Genomic DNA, 20,100 nt, shown 5'->3' with positions numbered 1-20,100 from the left:
CTACCACTTGTCATTTTGAGGATAAGGCGTTCCGGTTGTCACTGCATTGATCTGAGAAAGCGGGATCGGCCTTAACACATGAAAACTCTGGATATTTTTATTCGCTTCATAGTCGTCGTAAGCCTTTACCCTTTCTACCAGTTTACCGGTTCTTACCAGGTCAAACCACCGGGTATTTTCGGCACATAGCTCCCTTGTCCGCTCGTCAAGAATAAAATCAATATTCACTACCGCCGAGGTAATTTCCATCTGTGCTTGTTTACCCACTGCGGCAGCTCTTCTGCGCACATCGTTTATATAACCCACCGCTACATCTGGCTGTTGCAGCTTAAATGCAGCTTCGGCAGCAATCAGATAAGTTTCGGCTAAACGGAAAACGATGATCGGTCGGTGCGAATCTTCATTAGGCACTAAACGATTGGGATCCAAGTATTTGGTCATAGTTGGGAATATCCTGTTGTTCGTATAGTTTTCAGGAGTAAACACATAGTACTTCTTGGCCCTGATTTCTTCAATGGTCATGTTATACCCTGGATATACCATTGCGGTATCCCCAACATTAACCTTAGGAAGGTTCACGTTATAGGTGGTTCCATTTACTTTTACAGCATACGTTCCCGAGCCTGTTTGATTGAGCGCTTTAGTTGCTTTCCATACCGACTGAAATGTCTTGTAATAGCGGCTATCGTTAATTTTATCTGCAAATGCAGTCTCATATACCCATTTCGTTGCCCTGAACCAGGCAAAAGATCTTCCGTCATTTAGATTACGTTCGCCCAGGTAAGCATCATACGGAGCAACATACAAATGGTTCCAGGTATGGGCACCACCAAAAGTCAGATCGCGGGAATACTGAACATTAAACAACACTTCCTGTTTATTCTCATTCCCAGGTTTAAACACATCCGCAAAATCGGGCATTAAGCCTATAGCTAAGGCCGCTTTCTGATCGATCAGTCCTTTTGCCATATCAAACGCATCCTTAAAGTCGGTTGGTACCGCTGCGTTCGAATATCCTCGAGTTAAGTAAACCTTAGCCAATAGATGTTTCGCCGCCGCAACAGAAGCCCGTCCGCTTTGTAAAGCGTTTAACTGTGGACTAGGTGAAAGATCTGTAATACAAGTATTAAGATCTGAGATGATAAAATTGTATACATCAACTTTACTGTCCCTGGTAGCAGCTGTTTGCGGACTATTGGAAAAGTTCTTATTTAAAGTTACATCACCAAATAATTGTACCAAAGTAAAGTAGTAAAAGGCGCGTAAAAACTTCGCTTCAGCAATTTTCTGCTTTTTTACAGTCTCCGTAACTCCAGTTAAATTTGCGCCAAAATCAACGAGCCCATTGCAGGTATTGATCCATTTATAGCAATTGTCCCAGGTGTTAGCAGAAAACTCATTCCCTGAATTGTAAGAAGTGTTATAATCGGCCACATTGGTGGTTCGGTTTCCATTGGCGATTCTAAATTCATCGGTACCGATGTTGGTAAAAGCTTCCAGTCCTTGCTCAGGACCATACAAGGTACGCAAACCGCCATAAGCAGCATTAAGTCCACTTTCAATTCCTTGTGGAGTGGAGAAAAAATCCTCGGTTAATTTGGAATGATTTTCTTCGATCAGTTCCTTTTTGCAGCCCGCAAGAATTATTACGGCTATTAACAGAACTGATAGCGTGTATATTGTCTTTTTCATGATTAATCTTTATTAAAATGAAACATTAAGACCAAACAACATTGACCACAGGGATGGTGTAATCTCGTTTATTCCGGAATTGGTTTCCGGATCCAGTCCTTTCGCATCCCTCATATAAGGAGAGAAAAATGTAAATGGATTAGATGCCGTTGTATAAATTCTTGCCGATCTGGCACCAACAGATTTCAATACTTTCGCAGGTAGGGTATAGCCCAATGTTACTGTCCTAATTTTTAAATACGATGCATCAAATAGATCCAGCGTTGATTTGTAGACTGGGTTTTGCAAAGTGGAATTAGGTTTAGGCCAGTAATTAACAGGATTATCCGGCGTCCAGTAATCAACATCCAGATTGTTATAACCAGCCTGAAAAGTATTTGCCCAGCCACCGTGGATACCTGATTTTAATTTCCCTCCGTATTTGAAATAGGCGACAAAAGAGAAATCGAAATTCTTATAAGTGAACCTGTTCGTCATCCCACCTTCCAGTTTTGGTTGTCTGGAACCTAAAATCTCCCGATCGTCAGCAGTAATCTTATTATCCCCATTTATATCCGCCACCTTTACCGTTCCCACCAGTGAGTTTGGACCGGTAAGATAAGCAGTCTGATTAGCCACAATACCATACTTGATGGCCAGTGCAATATCCTCAGGTGAGTTTTGCCATAAACCTACACGCTTGTAATCAAAATACACACCACTCGGCGAACCTACAAACCAAGAATTGGCCAGGTCCTTTGTTACTCCTGAAGCCAGTTTTGTGATTTTATTTCTATTAAAGAACACATTAAGATCTGTAGTCCACTTAAAGCTGTTTTGATCGGCTCCTTCGAAATTAATTGTACTCAGGTTAAACTCCATACCACTATTTTCGGTATTTCCGATATTGTTCCTGATCTTACTGTAGCCAGATGTTCTTGGCAAAGTCTGATAAAGTAAGATATCGCTGGTTTTCTGCTGATAATACTCCACTGAACCCGTGATCCTATTGTTAAAAAGACCATAATCCAGACCGAAATTCAGTGTACTGGTATATTCCCAGCCAAGCGTGATATTTGCGGGCGCATCTGGGTTCGGATAAGTCCCCTGTACATTGGTCCCCCCATAGTTATAATAGATACCTGTTAAACCACCAATAGTTTCATAGGCGCCAATCGACTGGTTACCTATCCTTCCGTAGCTACCACGCAGTTTAAATGCTGATATGGTTTTATTGTTTTCCAGGAACTGCTCATTTTTAATGTTCCATCCTACAGCAGCTGAAGGAAAAGAATGCCATTTGTTACCGGCTGCAAGTCGCGAAGAACCATCGGCACGTAGCGTTGCCGTTAAAAGGTACTTATTTTTATAGGTATAATTTAAACGCCCCATGTAAGACAATATGGAAGCCTTGTTAAAGTCCCCACTACTGGTTACACTAGAAGCATACTTTGGATTGTAATACTGAATATAATCAGCCAGTACATCACGATAGCTCACATCGTTCGCCTCAGTACGCGTTTTCTGCAAACTGAATAAGCCTGTAAAATTCAGGGCATGATCTTCAGCAATTGTTTTATCATAGGTAAGAATATTCTCTATGGTGTAATTATAACCAGTAGCAGATCTATTGTAACCATAATTCGGGGTTCCCAACTGCTTGGTCGTATTACTTCCATAAAATTTACCCTGTGTTTCTGGGCTAAGTTCTATACCCGTATTTAACTTGTATTTAAAACCATGTGTAAGGTCGGCCTCTAGATAGGCAGTAGTGAAAGTATTTAAACGCTTCACATCGTCTAACACATTGCCGGGTTTAAAATCAGCAAGCGGGTTCCATACATTCATGTTACTTCCGGGCAAAAAGGTAGACAAGGTGCCATCAGGGAGATAAGGAGTAGAAAATGGACTGGCCTGTAAAAACTGGCTCACGGGGTTAAAATTAATCCCTTTAGTCAGATTATAGCTATTCAAAGAGCTGAGTCCTACCTTAATGTATTTCCCAAGTTTATGATCTATGCTCAGTTTAACACTGTAACGATCCATTCCCTGTCCCGGATAAATCCCACCTGAGGTATAATAGCCTATAGATACATCATATTGTGTTACCTCTGTACCTCCCGAAATACCTACCTGGTGATTGGTTAACAATGCAGTTTTGTATAATAGGTCCTGCCAGTTTGTATTGGTGCCGGCCTTATATAAATTATATTCTGTTTTATCCGAAAAAATTGTTTTTGTAGGTTCATCTGATATTAAAGCGGGATCGTTAATTCCGGTATAAGTGTTGGGAGCTGAACCATTGATCCTTGCCCATTTCCTGAACGACAAGAATTGTTCTGCATCCATTACATCATAATCACCTAAAGTCTTGTTAAAACCTGCATAACCACTATAGCTTATTACGGGTTTGCCATTTTTCCCTCTTCTTGTACTAATCAGGATCACGCCATTGGCACCCCTTGATCCGTAAATTGCGGTGGCGGAAGCATCTTTTAAGATGGTTGCCCCAACCACGTCATCCTGACTGATGTCGTTCAGGTTTCCATTAAAAGGTATCCCGTCCAAAATGATCAAAGGATCATTTCCAGCGCCTAAAGATCTTTCGCCCCTTATCCTGATAGAGGGAGGTGCTCCGGGATGACTGTTACCCCCAGATTTCAGAACAGACAAACCTGGGGCGCTGCCTTGTAATGCAGCGGCTACATTTCCTGATGGAATTTCCTTAATCCTCTTTTCATCTACAGTGGATATGGAACCGGTTAAATCTGATTTTTTGCGGGTACCATAACCAACAACAACCAGTTCCGCCAATTCCTGTTCGCTCTGTTTTAACGAAATATTTATCGTAGATCTGCCTTGCACAGCCACTTCCTGATTGATAAAACCTACGTAAGAGATCACCAATACCGCATTTTCATTAGTCTTGATCGAAAAAACACCTTCGGCATTTGTAGTGGCAGCCTGATTTGTTCCTTTAACTTTTATACTTGCTCCTGGAATCCCTACCCCTTTATCATCTGTTACCTTTCCAGAAACAACAATCTCTTGTTGCTGCAATTGCTCTGCCGCAGTATAAGCGCGCAATACAATCATGTTTTTATTAACAGAGTAAGTAAAAGGCTGCCCTTCAAAGCATTGCTTTAGCACCTCCATCAATGGAGCATCAGTCACCGAAAGGCTTATGTTTTGCGCCTTCCTGATCAGCTCATCATTATAGTAAAAGTTGTAATTGGTTTGCTTATTTAAAGATTCAAAAACCTTCTGCATCGAAGCATTTTTTACATTCAACGTTACACGCTGCGCGAATGATGCAGCCTTCCCCTGGAATATGATCACCAGCAAAAACAGACAGATAAATTTCATGGTCAGTAGAAATTTAAAACGCAGGGGACCAGTAGCACCCCATACGGTTGTGTGAAATAATTTATACATTTGGTTAGTAAGTTTTTAGTACTTGTTTGAAGAATAAGTTGATAATCTTGCTAAAGGCTTTCAAAAGCCGTAAAAGATCCGGAGGGCTCAATCTTCGGGTCTTTTTTTTAGCACATTGTGATCAGGTATGGTTTAATCCATAACGTATATCCTCCTTCCCTTGATCTCAAAATGAACCGTGCCTGTCATTTCCATTGTTTTTAGCACTTCAGTAACATCCTCAAACCTGGAAATGCTACCGCTATACCGATTGGCTGAGGCAGTATTTTTGTAAATAACTTCTACATCATACCATCTCGAAATTTTATTTAAAATGGAACGAATGTCTTCATGTGCAAACATAAATATGCCGCTCTTCCAGGCAATTGCGTCCCTGGTATAGACTTCTTGTATCGAAAGATGGTTATTGATTTTATTTAATTCGGCTTGTTGTCCTGGCTTTAACAATGCACGTCCGCCTTTAGAGGAAACCTTAACAGATCCTTCTACAAGGGTTGTTTTAATGCTATTTTCATTATCATAAGCCATAATGTTAAAATGGGTACCCAGAACTTCGATCTCCTGTAAATTGGTTTTTACTTTAAAGGGCATAGCTTTGTTTTTTGCCACTTCAAAATAAGCTTCACCTTCAAGGCTTACCTTTCTTTCAGTTCCGGTAAATGCTGTAGGAAACTGGATAGAAGAAGCTGAGTTTAGCCATACTTTAGTACCATCGGGTAAAACGACTTCATATTGTCCGCCCTTAGGGGTACTAATGCTACCTAGCTGAGCTGCTACGCCTGCCCCTGCAACAACTGTAAAAACCACTTGCCCTTCTTTGGTTTTCAGTACCCTTACGCCATCCAGTTCAACGACCTTACCGGGCGCGATATGGTCAAGCACAATTTGGCCCCCTGTGCCAAGTGTTAGTATGGCTTTGTTACTGCCCGGCTTAATTTTTGTGAGTTGCGCCTGCTTCGTATCAATTACCGGCTTTGAGAAAGGTTTGAAAAATAACCATGCCATAACGACCAATAAAAGTACTGCTGCGGCGTATATAAACCGGTAGTGACTGCGGTCTATTTTGCGTACTTTTTTCGAAAAGATCTCCTGCCCGATATTTGAAAGCATTCTTTGTTTAACCTGTCCAGCCTCGCCTAAACTGTCAGCCATCCACTCTATGTCCTGATCAGACTGAAGGTCATAAGACTGATTGAGTTCTACACGCTCTGCTTCGGTTAGTGTTCCATCAAAATACTTTGCGATCAGCGCATTAATTCTGTCGTTCGTCATGGTTTATATTTGGGCTTATAATAAGAAGTACCATAAGTGCATACCATACCCTTAGTGGAAATAAAAAAAAACTAAAATATAATTTTAACGATTTAGTCTTTTGCCTATAAGAAGTATAAAAACCCGGCGTCTTTCATAGAAACCCGTAATACCTTAATGGCTTTTGTTAAATGAGCCTCGACGGTTTTTCCTGAGATATTCATCTCTTTGGCTATTTCAGGGTTACTTAATCCCTTTACCCTACTGTAATTAAAAACCATTCTGCATTTATCGGGCAGCTGATCTACTACACCCTTAAAATATTCTTCCAGGAAACGTGCTTCAATCATTTTGTCATCCTGAATCAGCTCCTCAGATTTACAGTTCTCCAGTTCAATTTCTCTTCTGCGCTGTTCTCTTTGCTTGTATTTAAAGACTGAAAACTTAACTGCTATAGCAAAATAATTAGAAAGCGAATGAATTTTAAGCGTACCTCTTCGGTTCCAGACACTGATAAAAACATCCTGAACAATTCCCTCTGCAGCTTGCTTATTTTTGGTATGACTGTAAGCCAGCGCCAATAATTTTAACCAATAATGCTCATAAATCTCCGTAAAAGCAGATTCACTCCCCAATATTAAAGCGGCAATGAGTTCGTTTTCACGATGATCATCCATTTTAAAAGAAGGTGTGGACATAGTTGATTATTTTGTAAGCGAATATAAATAATTGTTTAAAATTAAAATTCTCCATAAAAGCATAATCAAATATAAAAGAAAATAACTCTTGTTGCTAAATCATTTTAGTATAACTATGTTTGGAAACAATTTTCCTATTTCATTAAACCTTTACTAACCAAATTAAACACTAAACTATGCAACAAAAAGCCGCCTTTACAGACAAAAAATTCCTGGTCACCCTCGTATTTGTCACTTCCCTTTTTATGTTCTGGGGCATCGCCATTACCATGGCTGATGTACTAAACAAACACTTTCAACATACCATGAGTCTTTCCAAATCACAATCGGCCTTCGTGCAGTTCGCCGTTTTCGGTGCCTATGCAGTGATGGGAATCCCTGCTGGATTGTTTATGAAACGCTTTGGTTATAAAAAAGGCGTACTTCTAGGCTTATCGTTATTTGCCATCGGGGCCTTTCTATTTATCCCCGCAGCCAATGTCTCTTCTTTCGCTTTTTTTGGCATAGCCTTGTTTATTGTGGGCTGTGGTTTATCTACATTAGAAACTGTAGCACATCCATTCGTGGCTTCATTAGGTGATCAGCGGACCAGTGATCAGCGTATCAATTTTGCTCAGTCTTTCAATGCCGTTGGCGCAATGCTCGGCCCGGCAATCGGCAGTTACTTTTTATTACGCAATAACGTGGCGGGCAGTACAGACTTAACTTCTGTTAAAGTTCTATATGCCGTAATTGGCCTTGTTATTTTACTTGTGGCTATATCTTTTTCTTTCGTAAAAGTTCCGCCTACAACAGATCCTCATGCGGTCTCTGAAACTGATGAAGCTGCTGTAAACGTAGACGTTGCCCCAGATAAAAAACTTTTTGATCATAAGCATTTTGTATGGGCAGTTGCGGCGCAGTTTTTTAATGTAGCGGCACAAGCAGGTACCTGGGCGTTTTTCATCAATTATGCCCACGAAAAAATGGGCTTTAGCGATGCTGAGGCTGGAAACTACATGGTGTTATTTATGGGGATGATGCTTGCCGGACGCTTTATTGGAACATTTTTGATGCGGGTTATTGCACCTAACAAATTACTGGCAACATTTGCCTTGGGTAATATCATCATGTGTATCATCGTAGCACAAAGCTTTGGACTGGTATCCTTCATCGCTTTACTGATGATCAATTTCTTTTTTAGTATTATGTTCCCCACCATATTTAGTCTGGGCCTTAAAAACCTTGGTGCACGTACGCAGCAGGCAGCCTCATTTTTATCTATGGGTGTAGTGGGTGGTGCATTTTTTCCTTTTATCATGGGAGCCGTAGCCGACAAATGTGGAATTGAAAATGCCTATTATGCCCCAATAATCTGCTATATTGTGATCTTTCTATTCGCTTACAAATTTTATAAAGTAAAACACTAGTACACCATATGGCTAAACTCTCTATCAAGGATATCGCGCAACGATGTAATACATCAATCACAACGGTTTCCTTTGTGCTGAATGGCAGAGCAGACGAAAAACGGATCAGCAGGGACCTTAAAGAAAAGATCCTCAAAACTATTGAGGATACGGGTTATAAGCAAAACCAGTTTGCACGAGGTATGAGAACAGGGAAAACAAATATCATCGGATTAATCATAGAAGATATTTCCAATGTGTTTTTTTCTGCCGTAGCCAGGATTATTGAAGAAGACGCTTACAAAAGAGGGTATAAAATAATTTATTGCAGTACAGACGATAATACTGAAAAGACCAAAGAACTGATTAAACTTTTCATCGAACAAAACTTAGACGGCTATATCATTACCCCGCCGAAGGGATTGGAAGATGAAATTCAATTAATGATCAACAACAAAATACCAGTAGTCCTTTTTGACCGGTATTTTGTTGATTTAGAAACAGATTATGTTGTTGTTGACAATTTCAATGCTTCAAAAAAAGCAGTACAGCATCTATTTGATTCCGGTTTTGAAAACATTGCTTTGGTGACGACTTCCTCCGATCAAACCCAGATGGTAGAACGGCTTAACGGGTATGAAAAAACCCTTATTAAAAATGGGAAAAAGCCGAAAATACTAAAGATCCCTTTTAATCAGTCTGCTGAAGAAAACATCAAAGCGATAAGTACTTATTTAAAAAAGAACAAGGAATTGGACGCCATTTTCTTTTCAACCAATTACCTGGCGTTTAAGGGGCTTGAAGCGATCAGTCAGCTGAAATTGAAAATCCCTGATGACCTTGCTGTTGTGGCTTTTGACGACCAGGACTTCTTCAGGATTTACAATCCTTCTATCAGCGCTATTGGGCAGCCTGTAAAAGACATTTCTCTTAAACTCATCGACATCCTGTTACAAAAGATGGAATCTGATGAAAAACCTATAGAAAAGATAACCCTTTCTACCAACCTGATTGTACGTAATTCTTCCATTAAGGTAAAGTAATTACTCAAAAAAATATTCCCGCTTTTATGGCGGGAATATTTAATATTTCAAGATTTTTCAACAAATGAGCGCTTACTTTAACAAGTTCGCACGTTTTAATTCATCCAGCGCTTCAAATAACATTAAACCACTCAGCTGAACGGAGCTGTCGCTTATTTTACTGCTAGGTCTGCTTGCCCAATCTGCCCCAAAGATATTTTCTGGCGACAGGGTTGCTTTCGCATACAAGCTTTTACCATTTTTCTCGAGGTACTTAATATACAAGCCTTTCGTGTAATCATCTAAAACTCCCTGTAATACCAACTGTGCCATATTACGAATAAAAATCCCTTTGAACAGACCACCGTCACCGGTATTTTCACCTTTCAAAACTCCAGAAGGAGAAAACCTTACCTCATCATTCATAAGGTAATTTGCTGTACGCAAGGCATCATCCAGATAAGTTGTCTGCTTGGTAATCTGAAATAATTCAAGACCAGATCCGATCCAGGTACCCTGGTTATAGGTATACATATCTGATTCTTTCGGATTTCCCCAAGCATCATAAACTAATCCTCTTTTCGGCTCAACAACGTATGTCTTTAACCAGGTGTAAATCTTCTTTGCCCATACCAGGTCATCTGGATTTTTATCAAGTTGATATAGCTTTGCAGCAATAATTACCGCAGGAGCATTGGAGCAGGCATTTTTAGAATCTTTAGAACCCGAAGCCCATGCAATACCGCCATTTTTAACCTCACTCCAGCCTACTTTTATCCATGTCCAATATTGCCTTGCCATGGTTTTATACTTTTCATCTTTCGTAGCATCATAAGCGCGCAAGCAGGCCAGCGCCCACCATTCCATATCGTCATAAAAAGTATTCCAATAGGTATTGCCATTCTTAACGTAACATCCGGCAAGCAAATTATCCATTTTAGTAATGTACTTTGCATCTTTGGTCCGGTTGTAGGCATCTATAAGAACATCCAAAGCATGCGCATTCCACCAGTAATTGAACCCGATATGGCCATTATTATTCTGATTGTAGTAATTAGCCTGGGTATTGTAAAACTGAACATCCAGCGCTGTTTGCGCCTGGCCTGCAGCTTTTGACCAATCTACCACTACTTCCTCAATCACCTCAGGAGGGGTTATACTCATCTTCTCTTTGGTACAACTGAATAGGAATAATCCCAGCGTAAGTGTACCCAGTATTTTATATATTGAAGTTGTTGTTCGCATTTCTGTTTTATTTAAAGATTACAGTATGTGTATAATCACCTGATGAATACATTTTAAATTGCACTTCAGTATTGACTGACTCTGCGGCAAACTTATAGGAATAGTCATATTGGGTATTGTCTACCGCAGTAAGAAAATAATAGCTTGCAGCCTCAGTAGCCGTAGGCCGATTGTTATCTTTTTTTGAACTTCCCCAGTTTTTAGTGGTTAAGGTACCCGCAGCATCCTTCTCAACTACTCTGAATTTATAGCGTTCATCCTTACCCCATGACTCTACTTTCCAAGCATTATTAAAGGTTGTTTTCCAAATACCGCCTGCATCGTATTGTAGATTGGCTTTTATTGCATTGTATCCTGAGAACCAAAGTCCGACAGATACAATTTCGGTCAGCGTGGCCGATGCTGTATTAAAGTCCAGATTAATGCGGTATATGATCTTCGTCGATACTGGACTGTTTTCCAATTTACCAGAGCTGATTAAGCCATTTCGCAAAACAAAACTTAATGGTTCGCCGCTCACCTTATTGACTAGTGTATAGGTACCTGCATTTAAAGCTGCATAAATTTCAAACACACCATCACTGATTTTCTTAAACTTAACAGCCTTACTCAGATCTGTACCTCCCTCAGTAGCAGTTCCGGTCAAATAGAGTTCAGTAGGAATGTCAGTTGTTCCTTCCGGTCTATTCAATTCCAATGTTCCAGATTGTGAAACAGCGGATACCACACCCGTATTTGCCTTTACCCTCCATTTAACTTTACCTTTAGTCAGTTCAGCTATTCCAGCCAGATGTGCAACGCGATTCAAAATTCTATGGGTCAGAAGTAACTTATTTTCCACCCCCAACCTATTGGTTATTGCCTTATAAACCGGATTAGAAAAATCTCCGTTTTCTTTGTCAAACTCCACCTCATAAAAAGACATAGTATAATTGCCAGTTTTTGCAGCATCCCATTCAAATGTGACTACAGCATTACTTAAAGGGCTTAAATTAATTAAGGTATTGTTTGAGGGCGCTTGCAGCGCGGGAGCGGTAATGGTTGTATTTACAACATCTACCAATTCCTTCTTACATGCAGAAAACACCGAAAGTAATACCAGACAGCCTGAAAAAAAAATTATGTTCTTCATCTCAGATTAATTAGGATATGTAAAATATTCCAAAACAGGACCGGAAAAGGGATAATAGTTATAGGCATTCCAGTAGAGTGTCCCGAAACTTGCCATCGAACACATACCATCTATATGAAATACAGCATCTATTGGTGTGCCTGTTGGCGGAAGATCTGGCTCTACTTTGTAGGGGGTAATTGCGATTCTAATTGTGCCGTTTCCTGAAGCATAGAACCGTGAAAGACTAAAATTAAACTGTCCTACATTATAATACACTTCATGATATTCTGTGTAACGCTCACTAAAACTACCATTAATAGCTGTAACACATATATATAATTTATAATCAGTCAAAGCATTGGGCGTCCAGATCAGGTTACCGCTCAATTCACTCGTTGTCAATTCTACCGTTGCTTCAACATTTGGCACGCCACGGTAGTGATCGTCAAAGCTAATCAAGTTAGGACTAAGGTATCCGGTACTCCTAAAACTGCTAAACAAAAATACAAATATGATTAGCGTACTATAGATCTTGATATTATTTAAAGTTCTCATGTTTTCGTTGATTTAATCGTAAAAATTAATAAAAAAAATGGCTACCATCCTGGATTTTCCACCAGGTTTTTGTCTGCGTTTAATTCGGTCTGAACAATGTTCCACAGATAGTTTTTTTTCTGGAAAACCCTGGTTTCAAAAACTGTCCTTTTCAAGAAATCCGTTCTGGTTGTAGCCAGCGTATTCATCCCATAAAATGCACCGCCATCTGTTTGCTCCGCAATTTTCCATCTTCTGGTATCAAAAAACCTAAAGTTCTCAAAGGCAAGTTCTACTCTTCTTTCCTTCCAAATAGCCGCACGCATGTCAGTTGGTACAGGTAGTCCACCATTACCATACTGCGGAATCCCGGCTCGTTCACGGATCATGTTCAAGTATTTTAAGATATCCGGATTAGTGGGATCATATTCATTCAACGCTTCAATGTAGTTCAGATAAATTTCGGCTAAACGTATTTTAACTTCCAGTCGCTGCACAGTACCACCACTGGTAGTCAGAATAGTCCCCGGATGTACCAGCTTCCTGGTTACATAGCCTGTTCTAGACCAGTTCCTTCCGGTATATCTTCCACCATTACCTCCATTTAGCATAGATATGGTCATAGGATTCGTTATACTTGCACCACCCGCACCATTAAGCCATTTACTTTGATCAAAAGTGATCGCCACATAAAAACGAGGCTCCCTGTTTACATACATATTCGAAGCACCTGCATCATAATACTTTGTCGCGGCAGCTGCGTTCCCCGTCTCGGTATAGCCTGAAGATGGATTGACAATCGGACTTCCATCAGGGTTATAACCCGTTATCGGCGATTGTCCATTTGCCATAAAATAAGCATCAACAGCAGATTGGGTCGGCCCCCATGCATGCCAGCCGCCTACTCCCGGAGAATTAGCTACGGCGCCAAGACGTGGAGAGCCACTGATATCAGCCGAGAACATATCAGAACTCTTGGCCATAATTACCTCTGGATTCCAGATTTCAAGAAATACATTTTTTACCGATGCGTAAGGATCTAAAACTCCATTAGTATACACTTTATTTAAAGTGTATCGAGGATAACCATCAATTAAAGCTTTAGCAGCTGCAGCAGCTTTTGCCCATTTAGTGGCATCATATTGCTGGCTTATCAATTGTTTACCGTCAAGATTTTTAAAAGCGGCGTAATCTGTATTGCCATTGTATAAAGGACTAGCGGCGTACAACAGCAATCTCGACTTCACAGCGAGGGCCATTCCTTTGTTCATTCTCGAGTAATCATTTATATTATTGATATCGGACACCGGCTCCTGCAAATCAGGAAGGGCCATATCGATCTGGCTTACAATATAATCGACAGACTCGTCGAAAGAGCTCCTTGGAAGGCTGAATTCATCAATTGTCGCGTCTATCGGCAATGGTTCTTCAGGTAAAATCACTACTGGCCCATATTGTCTGAGCATCATAAAGTAAAAGTACGCCCTTAAGAACCTGGCCTCCGCCCTGTACTTTTTCAATAGCTGATCAGGCATATCCGCACTTCTTCCTGGAATTGCGTTTTGCAAAAAGAAGGAGGCATTTCTTATCCCGCGATAGTAATGTGCCCAATAGTTATAACTACCTCTGTTTCTATCCCAATTTCCAGTATTCATAGCATAAGTCGGATAATCATCATAAGTTACGTCCATCTCATCCGAGAGTCCCTCCCAAGGTGTGTTTTCCGTATTGTTGTCTACCTCACTTCTGATATAACTATATACATTCGCAAGAAAACGTTCCGTGTATACCTGTCTTTTAAAAACATCATCAATCGTTAAATTATCATCGGGTATTTGTCCTAAAAAGTCTTTCTTGCAGGAAATTAAGGTGCTGAAGCTGATCAGCAAAAAACAACTTAAAGCCTTAACATTTATTTTCATCTTCATCTTATTTAAAATGACACATTTAAACCTAAACTGTATGTTTTGATATTGGGATAACGTGTTCCAGTACCATTGCCCATCTCTGGATCAAAAAGCTTATAAGGACTTATGGTAAACAGGTTATACCCAAGAAAATATAATCTCAGATTCTGGACACCCAGTTTCCTGAATGTCGTTTTCGAAAACGTATAGCCGAAATCCAGCGTTTTCAATCTTAGGAATTTTCCATTACTGAGCCAATGACTACTAGCTGCTGTATAGTTCTGGTTCAAGTCACTATAGGAAAGACGGGGATAAAAGGCATTCTGATTAGGGTTTTCCACAGTCCACCGATCGGTGATATTGCTATATAAACTACCTCTTCCGCTACCATTTCTAAAAGGCATAAATTCGCTTGCCAAATACAAGTCTACATCTCCTACGCCCTGGAAAAAGGCACCTAAAGAGAATCCTTTGTAGGATATGTTCGTTCCAAATCCGTAAACAATTTTCGGAAGATCAGTTTGTCCGATCGCGGTTTGGTCCATGGCATCTACTATTTTATCTCCGTTTAAATCTTTAAACTTGATATCTCCAGCCTGTACCGTACCTGTTGTTCTGGCCACTTCAGGATTATTGATCTCTGCCTGTGTGTAATAGCCTTCCGCAATATAGCCAAACCGTTGTCCTATAGGGTGGCCACGCCTTTCCAACCATGGATATAACTGTTCTGGCATGTCATTTTCAATGACTTCATTTTTATTATAGGTAAAGGTTCCCCTGAATTGCAATCCAACTGCTCCAATATTTTTCGAATATTCGGCAGTAACATCTATCCCTTTACTGTTATTCTCTCCAAGATTTCCAACAAGATCTCCACCTACTCCCATAAAAGATGGTATTGAAGCGCCCCTTCTGATAAAAATATTTTCTCTTCTTCTGTTGAATAAATCAATCTGCATGGAAAGCGCATTATTAAAAGTTTTGAACTCTAATCCAAGGTTGATATCTTTCTCTGTTTCCCAGGTTACATCCGCAGCGTACCTAGAAATAGCCAGGCCGTTAACCACCATGGAATTAGGATCTCTTCCAAAAGCATAACTTCCGCCTCCCGACACTTGTCCTTCAAAAAGAAAGCGGTCTTTTTCATCCAGACCACTAGAGTTAAATACATTAATCTTACTGTTTCCCACCACACCATAAGAGGCCCTGATCTTTAACAACTGAAATATGTCTTTCGCACCTTCAAAAAATTTTTCGTTAGATAAAACCCAACCTATTGCACCGGCAGGGAAAAAGCCGAAACGTTTATCAGGAGAGAAATTCTCCGCCCCATTATATCCGAAACTAAATTCGGCTAAGTACCGTTCATCATAAGCATAGGTTGCCCTCGCCACCATCCCCAAATTGCGATAAGGCAAAGAAAGGATTAATGTTGTGGCCGAAGATATTACCTTATCTGTCTGGTTGTACAATAACAAACCACCAACGTGGTGCTTACCGAAAGTATTGTCATAATTCAGCGCACCTTCCAGATAAAACTGCCTGTTCCCACCATTTTCTTTTGAAAAGTTCAGAAAATCATTCCCTATTGTCGGATTGGTATTGTCATAAATGGGATTACCATTCTGATCCCTACTTCGGACATAATTTGTATAAGGAGATTTCGTACGCGCAATCCGGTTATTGTTCTGTGCATCAAAAGCGTACAAAGCCCTTGCAGACAATCCTTTTACCAGAAAACTTAAATCCTGGTTTACCCGGATATCTGAATAGATCTGATTGTTATATGTGGAAACGTACCCACGGTTGGTCAGCAGGCCATACGGACTATTTAAACCGAAACCTGTAGAAACGAAAGGTTCACTCCCATCAGGGTAATAACCCATTGGATATAACGTAGGATACACATTAAAAGCAGCCTTAAAAATATCCTGTGTACCAGTACCTGGATAATTTCCATTAGAAATAAAGCCTTTAATCCCAAGATCCAGGGAAGTGGTTTTTGTTGCTTTGATGTTCAGTCTGGACGAAAAATTATACCTATTAAAACTGATTTTTGAATCATAGCTCTTTAAATCATCCGTTTTGAAGAGCCCGTTTTCATCGTAAACACCAGCTGACACAAAATAAGTCATCTTATCAGATCCACCACTGATATTCATATTGACTTTGGTATTGTTTCCGAAATCATTGAATAGTTGATCCATCCAATTGATATTAGGATGTAACAATGGATCTTCCTGCGTTAATGTTTTACGTATTTTCTCCGCACTATATTCTGGCACACCTCCTCTTGTTACATTTGCTTCATTAGCCATTTGAAGATAGGTAACACCGTCGGCGGTTTCTGGAACACGTGTGAACTCTGTGTAGCCTTTATAGTAATCAAAATTGATACTGGTTTTGCCCGCTACTCCTTGTTTAGTGGTGACAAGTATTACTCCATTTGCACCTCGCACTCCGTATACTGAAGTAGAAGAAGCATCTTTCAATATGGTAAAGCCATCTATATCATTAGGATCAAGATTAGAAAAGGACCGCTCTACTCCGTCCACCAATATTAATGGACTATTTGAACTTGTAGTATTTAGTCCTCTAATAAAGATATCAGCATTGTCAAGTCCAGGTTCCGCACTTCTCTGCACTCCAACTAATCCTGAAACCCTTCCAGCCAATACGGTTGATAAATTAGCAACGGGTTGTTTTAGCTCTTTTACGTTAAGACTAGACTGCGCACCCAGCGTTTCTATCTTTTTTTGCGTCCCCCCAAAAGCTGTGATTACCACATCATTGAGTTCATTTTGAACAGGAACAAGATTTATTTGAATGTTTTTCCTGTTATTAACCGGAACTTCCTGAGACTGATATCCGACATAAGAAAACACAAGTGTACCATCTCCAGGAACACTGATGTTAAACTCTCCTTTATTATCCGTAGAAACCACTTTAGTTGTTCCTTTCAGTTTAACTGAAACTCCGGGTACAGGTGAATGATTTTCATCTACTATCCTTCCCGTAACAGTTATGTCGGCCTTTTTCAGAACTGGAGTTGCTTGTTCTGCTCTTTTCCTTACCACAACCGTATTGTTGTTAATTAAATAAGTAAATGGCTGGTTTGCAAAGCATTTTTCCAAGACAGCTAAAAACGGCTCGTTCACAGCGGATAAGGTAATTGGCTTAGCCTTGCTGATCATGTCATTTTCATAGTAAAAATTATACTTGCTCTGTTCTCTAAGCGATTTAAACACCTTTTCTATATTGGCGTTTTTAACCTTCAGGTTGATCGTTTGCGCATACGTTGACGCATTAACCTGGATAATCGTTGTAAGCAATATGATGATCGTAAATTTCATTCGGAGTAGAAATATTGATCCCATGCGGGGTGATGCCCAGCATGGTAGGTCGTTAAAAATTTTGTACATTTGGTTAGTAAGTGAAATTAAAACTTTTGAAACGGTTTGGTTCTCTTGCCAAGGTTTTCCAAACCTTAACTGATCCGGGGCGGTGCAAACGCTCCCGGGTCTTTTTTGCTATTGTATGTAGAGTTTAAGGCATAACAACAATCCTCCTTCCTTCAACTCTAAACTGAATGGTACCGGTAAACTGCATCGTTTTTAAAACTTCAGTTACATCTTCAAACTTTGAAATATTGCCACTGTATTTTTTTCCTTTCAGATCTCCCCGGTATTCTACTTCTATATCATACCATCTTGAGATTTTGTTCATGATAGAAAAAATGTCCTCCTGTTCAAACATGAAAAGCCCGTTTTTCCAGGCTACAGATTCATTTACATCAACGTCTTTACGCACACTGATTACCGCAGATCCGGTATTACTGACTGCTTGTTGCCCGGGTGTAAGTAATGCTTGTGATGAACCTTTATTTACCCTTACGCTACCCTCAAGCAAGGTAGTTTTGGCAAAAACATCATCGTTATAAGCATTTACATTAAAATGGGTGCCTAGAACCGTAATTTCCTGCTGTGCAGACTTTACTCTAAATGGTCTTTTTTTATCCTTTGTCACTTCAAAATAAGCTTCCCCACTCAACTCAACATTTCGTTCATTAGCCGCAAATGCAACGGGAAAGCGAAGCTTAGATGCTGCATTTAACCAGACTTTGGTTCCATCAGGTAGCGTGACCTCGTATTGTCCACCTTTAGGCGTACGTATTGTATTATAGGCATTCGTAACTTCAACATTTTTATCACCCATATATACCAGTCTACCTTCGCCTGATTTACTAATTTTAACACCAAACTGATTAATTTCATCCAAGGGGGTAGCAGCATCTAATGTAACAGTTGAACCATCAGCCAGAGTCAATGTTGCTTTATTGCTACCTGGCACTACTTTGTCTGAATTAGCCAATGCTACCTGATTTTTATCTGATGTAAGAGGATAATTAAAGAAATAAAACGCTGTAGCCAATGTGAGCAATACAACCGCAGCTGCAACAATTCGGTAATAAAAAAACATTCGCCCTTTTTTACCTGGCAATTCGCTTTTTATCAGCGCCAGGTCCGCCAGGAGTTCCTGATCAGAAAGATCAAACGATGAAGTGTCCCAGTTCAAATACCAGCTCTCTACAAGTGAACGTTCTTCTTTGGTACAATCGCCGTTTTTATACCGCTCTAATAAATCTTTTATATCTGGTTTATGCATATACGCAAAAGACATTTTTGTCTTATTTAACATATTGACGAATAACCTTGGGGTATGGAGTAGATAAAAATGAAAATATTTTCAAATCAACCAATCATCTACACTAAATCAATTTAGCATATTGCTATAAAAAAAAGAAAGTTAGGAGTTTACTAAGTTTAGGCCTTAAAACTTTCAAAGCATTATTAATCTGTTTACGCACTGTAAGTTCAGAAATTTCAAGCGTTTCTGAGATTTCCTTGTGACTGCGATACTCATTTCTGCTGAGGTTAAACACTTGTTTCATCTTTTCCGGTAACGAATCTATTTCTTTCTCAATCAGCAGACTCAACTCCTTTTGCCGGATAACATGATCTGTTATATTGGTCCCGTTATTTAAAAAGCCATCAAAGGAACTGATGTAGCTGCTTTGAAGTTTACTATGGTTTACCAGGTCTATCACACGATTCCTGACAGCTCTATATAAGTAGGCGGAAAGTTCTGTTTTTAAAATAATTTGATCTCGCTTGCTCCACAAAACAGAGAATAATTCATGAATCAAATCCCGTGCTTCTTCCCTATTTCTAATTCTTTTATAAGCATGAACATATAATAAACCACTGTAACGGTCATAAATCTCGGTATAAGCTTTATGATCACTATTGCATAGCAATGAGAACAATTCAGCATCTGTAAGAGATTGATATACCGGCATATTTGGTTTAGGTTAAACGAATATATTATAAATTTTACAAAACTCCAATCAGATTTGGGATTTAACAGATCTAAAGTACCCTTCGAGAGTCCTTCGAGTAGGCTGGTACACAACAAGGAGTTTGAAAGGAATCCGAAAGGAGTTTAAAAGGACCTACGGTCCTACCAGAGCCCTAGGTGTCTTATCCGTATATAGCTATACAGGTTGTTGAATTAATTTTGAATTGACTATACATGCAAATTTGTAATTCCTGATTCGGTTATACAAGTTGAATTTTGCTCTGATTTATATTTTTTTGGTTTCCATCTTTTTTTCAGTTCACCATGTTTAAGATTCGCTTGTTCCGGGGTCAGATAATCACAACTGGCATGCGGCCTTATCTGATTATAGGTTTGTATATTGTCCCTGATCTTTCTTGTCGTTTCCCTTAAGCCAGTTTGGGCTCCATACAGGTCAAACTCTGCTTTTAAGATCCC

The 20,100-nt window shown here is 39.7% G+C and carries 14 protein-coding genes; 2 read left to right on the top strand and 12 right to left on the bottom strand.

Going from position 1 to position 20,100, the window contains the following annotated elements; translation table 11 throughout:
* The 4 genes from EZ444_RS14060 to EZ444_RS14045 all read right to left on the bottom strand — a co-directional run bounded on the left by EZ444_RS14060 (position 1) and on the right by EZ444_RS14045 (position 7,055).
* Positions 1–1,692 (bottom strand): RagB/SusD family nutrient uptake outer membrane protein, encoded by a 1,692-nt coding sequence (locus EZ444_RS14060; RefSeq protein WP_131609816.1) that lies wholly within the window; start codon positions 1,690–1,692, stop codon positions 1–3.
* A 12-nt stretch (positions 1,693–1,704) separates the two neighbouring features.
* Positions 1,705–5,106, bottom strand: a complete 3,402-nt coding sequence (locus EZ444_RS14055) for a TonB-dependent receptor (RefSeq protein ID WP_131609815.1) — start codon at positions 5,104–5,106, stop codon at positions 1,705–1,707.
* Between the two features lie 132 nt (positions 5,107–5,238).
* Positions 5,239–6,378: a FecR family protein gene (locus EZ444_RS14050; RefSeq protein WP_131609814.1), complete on the bottom strand. Its 1,140-nt coding sequence runs from the start codon at positions 6,376–6,378 to the stop codon at positions 5,239–5,241.
* Between the two features lie 104 nt (positions 6,379–6,482).
* Positions 6,483–7,055 carry an RNA polymerase sigma-70 factor gene (locus EZ444_RS14045; RefSeq protein WP_131609813.1) on the bottom strand — a complete coding sequence of 191 codons (573 nt, stop codon included), beginning with the start codon at positions 7,053–7,055 and terminating at the stop codon, positions 6,483–6,485.
* Positions 7,056–7,231: 176 nt separating this feature from the next.
* On the opposite strand from EZ444_RS14045, the gene EZ444_RS14040 reads away from it, so the two are divergent.
* Both EZ444_RS14040 and EZ444_RS14035 read left to right on the top strand, forming a co-directional pair.
* A complete protein-coding gene (locus tag EZ444_RS14040; protein ID WP_131609812.1) occupies positions 7,232–8,464 on the top strand; it encodes a sugar MFS transporter in 1,233 nt (410 codons plus the stop codon).
* Positions 8,465–8,472: 8 nt separating this feature from the next.
* A complete protein-coding gene (locus EZ444_RS14035; protein WP_131609811.1) occupies positions 8,473–9,486 on the top strand; it encodes a LacI family DNA-binding transcriptional regulator in 1,014 nt (337 codons plus the stop codon).
* A gap of 72 nt (positions 9,487–9,558) precedes the next feature.
* On the opposite strand, the gene EZ444_RS14030 is transcribed toward EZ444_RS14035, so the two are convergent.
* From EZ444_RS14030 to EZ444_RS27415, 8 genes are all read right to left on the bottom strand, one after another.
* Positions 9,559–10,710, bottom strand: a complete 1,152-nt coding sequence (locus EZ444_RS14030; RefSeq protein WP_131609810.1) for a glycoside hydrolase family 76 protein — start codon at positions 10,708–10,710, stop codon at positions 9,559–9,561.
* 7 nt (positions 10,711–10,717) lie between these two features.
* Complete coding sequence (locus EZ444_RS14025; protein ID WP_131609809.1) at positions 10,718–11,842, bottom strand: SusE domain-containing protein; 1,125 nt, start codon at positions 11,840–11,842, stop codon at positions 10,718–10,720.
* A gap of 6 nt (positions 11,843–11,848) precedes the next feature.
* Entirely contained in the window at positions 11,849–12,379 is a 531-nt protein-coding gene (locus EZ444_RS14020) for a hypothetical protein (protein ID WP_131609808.1), read from the bottom strand.
* 41 nt (positions 12,380–12,420) lie between these two features.
* A complete protein-coding gene (locus EZ444_RS14015; protein WP_225874735.1) occupies positions 12,421–14,280 on the bottom strand; it encodes a RagB/SusD family nutrient uptake outer membrane protein in 1,860 nt (619 codons plus the stop codon).
* 11 nt (positions 14,281–14,291) lie between these two features.
* Positions 14,292–17,618 carry a SusC/RagA family TonB-linked outer membrane protein gene (locus EZ444_RS14010; protein WP_165503616.1) on the bottom strand — a complete coding sequence of 1,109 codons (3,327 nt, stop codon included), beginning with the start codon at positions 17,616–17,618 and terminating at the stop codon, positions 14,292–14,294.
* Positions 17,619–17,811: 193 nt separating this feature from the next.
* Entirely contained in the window at positions 17,812–18,945 is a 1,134-nt protein-coding gene (locus tag EZ444_RS14005) for a FecR family protein (protein ID WP_165503615.1), read from the bottom strand.
* 109 nt (positions 18,946–19,054) lie between these two features.
* Complete coding sequence (locus EZ444_RS14000; protein ID WP_131609804.1) at positions 19,055–19,624, bottom strand: RNA polymerase sigma factor; 570 nt, start codon at positions 19,622–19,624, stop codon at positions 19,055–19,057.
* 227 nt (positions 19,625–19,851) lie between these two features.
* Positions 19,852–20,100: integrase core domain-containing protein (locus tag EZ444_RS27415; RefSeq protein WP_394365954.1), on the bottom strand; the 249-nt coding region annotated here is incomplete at its 5' end.

Origin of the sequence: Pedobacter hiemivivus (assembly GCF_004331685.1) — a bacterium.
GTDB lineage: Bacteria > Bacteroidota > Bacteroidia > Sphingobacteriales > Sphingobacteriaceae > Pedobacter > Pedobacter hiemivivus.
This window is presented reverse-complemented; position numbering and strand designations above follow the sequence as displayed.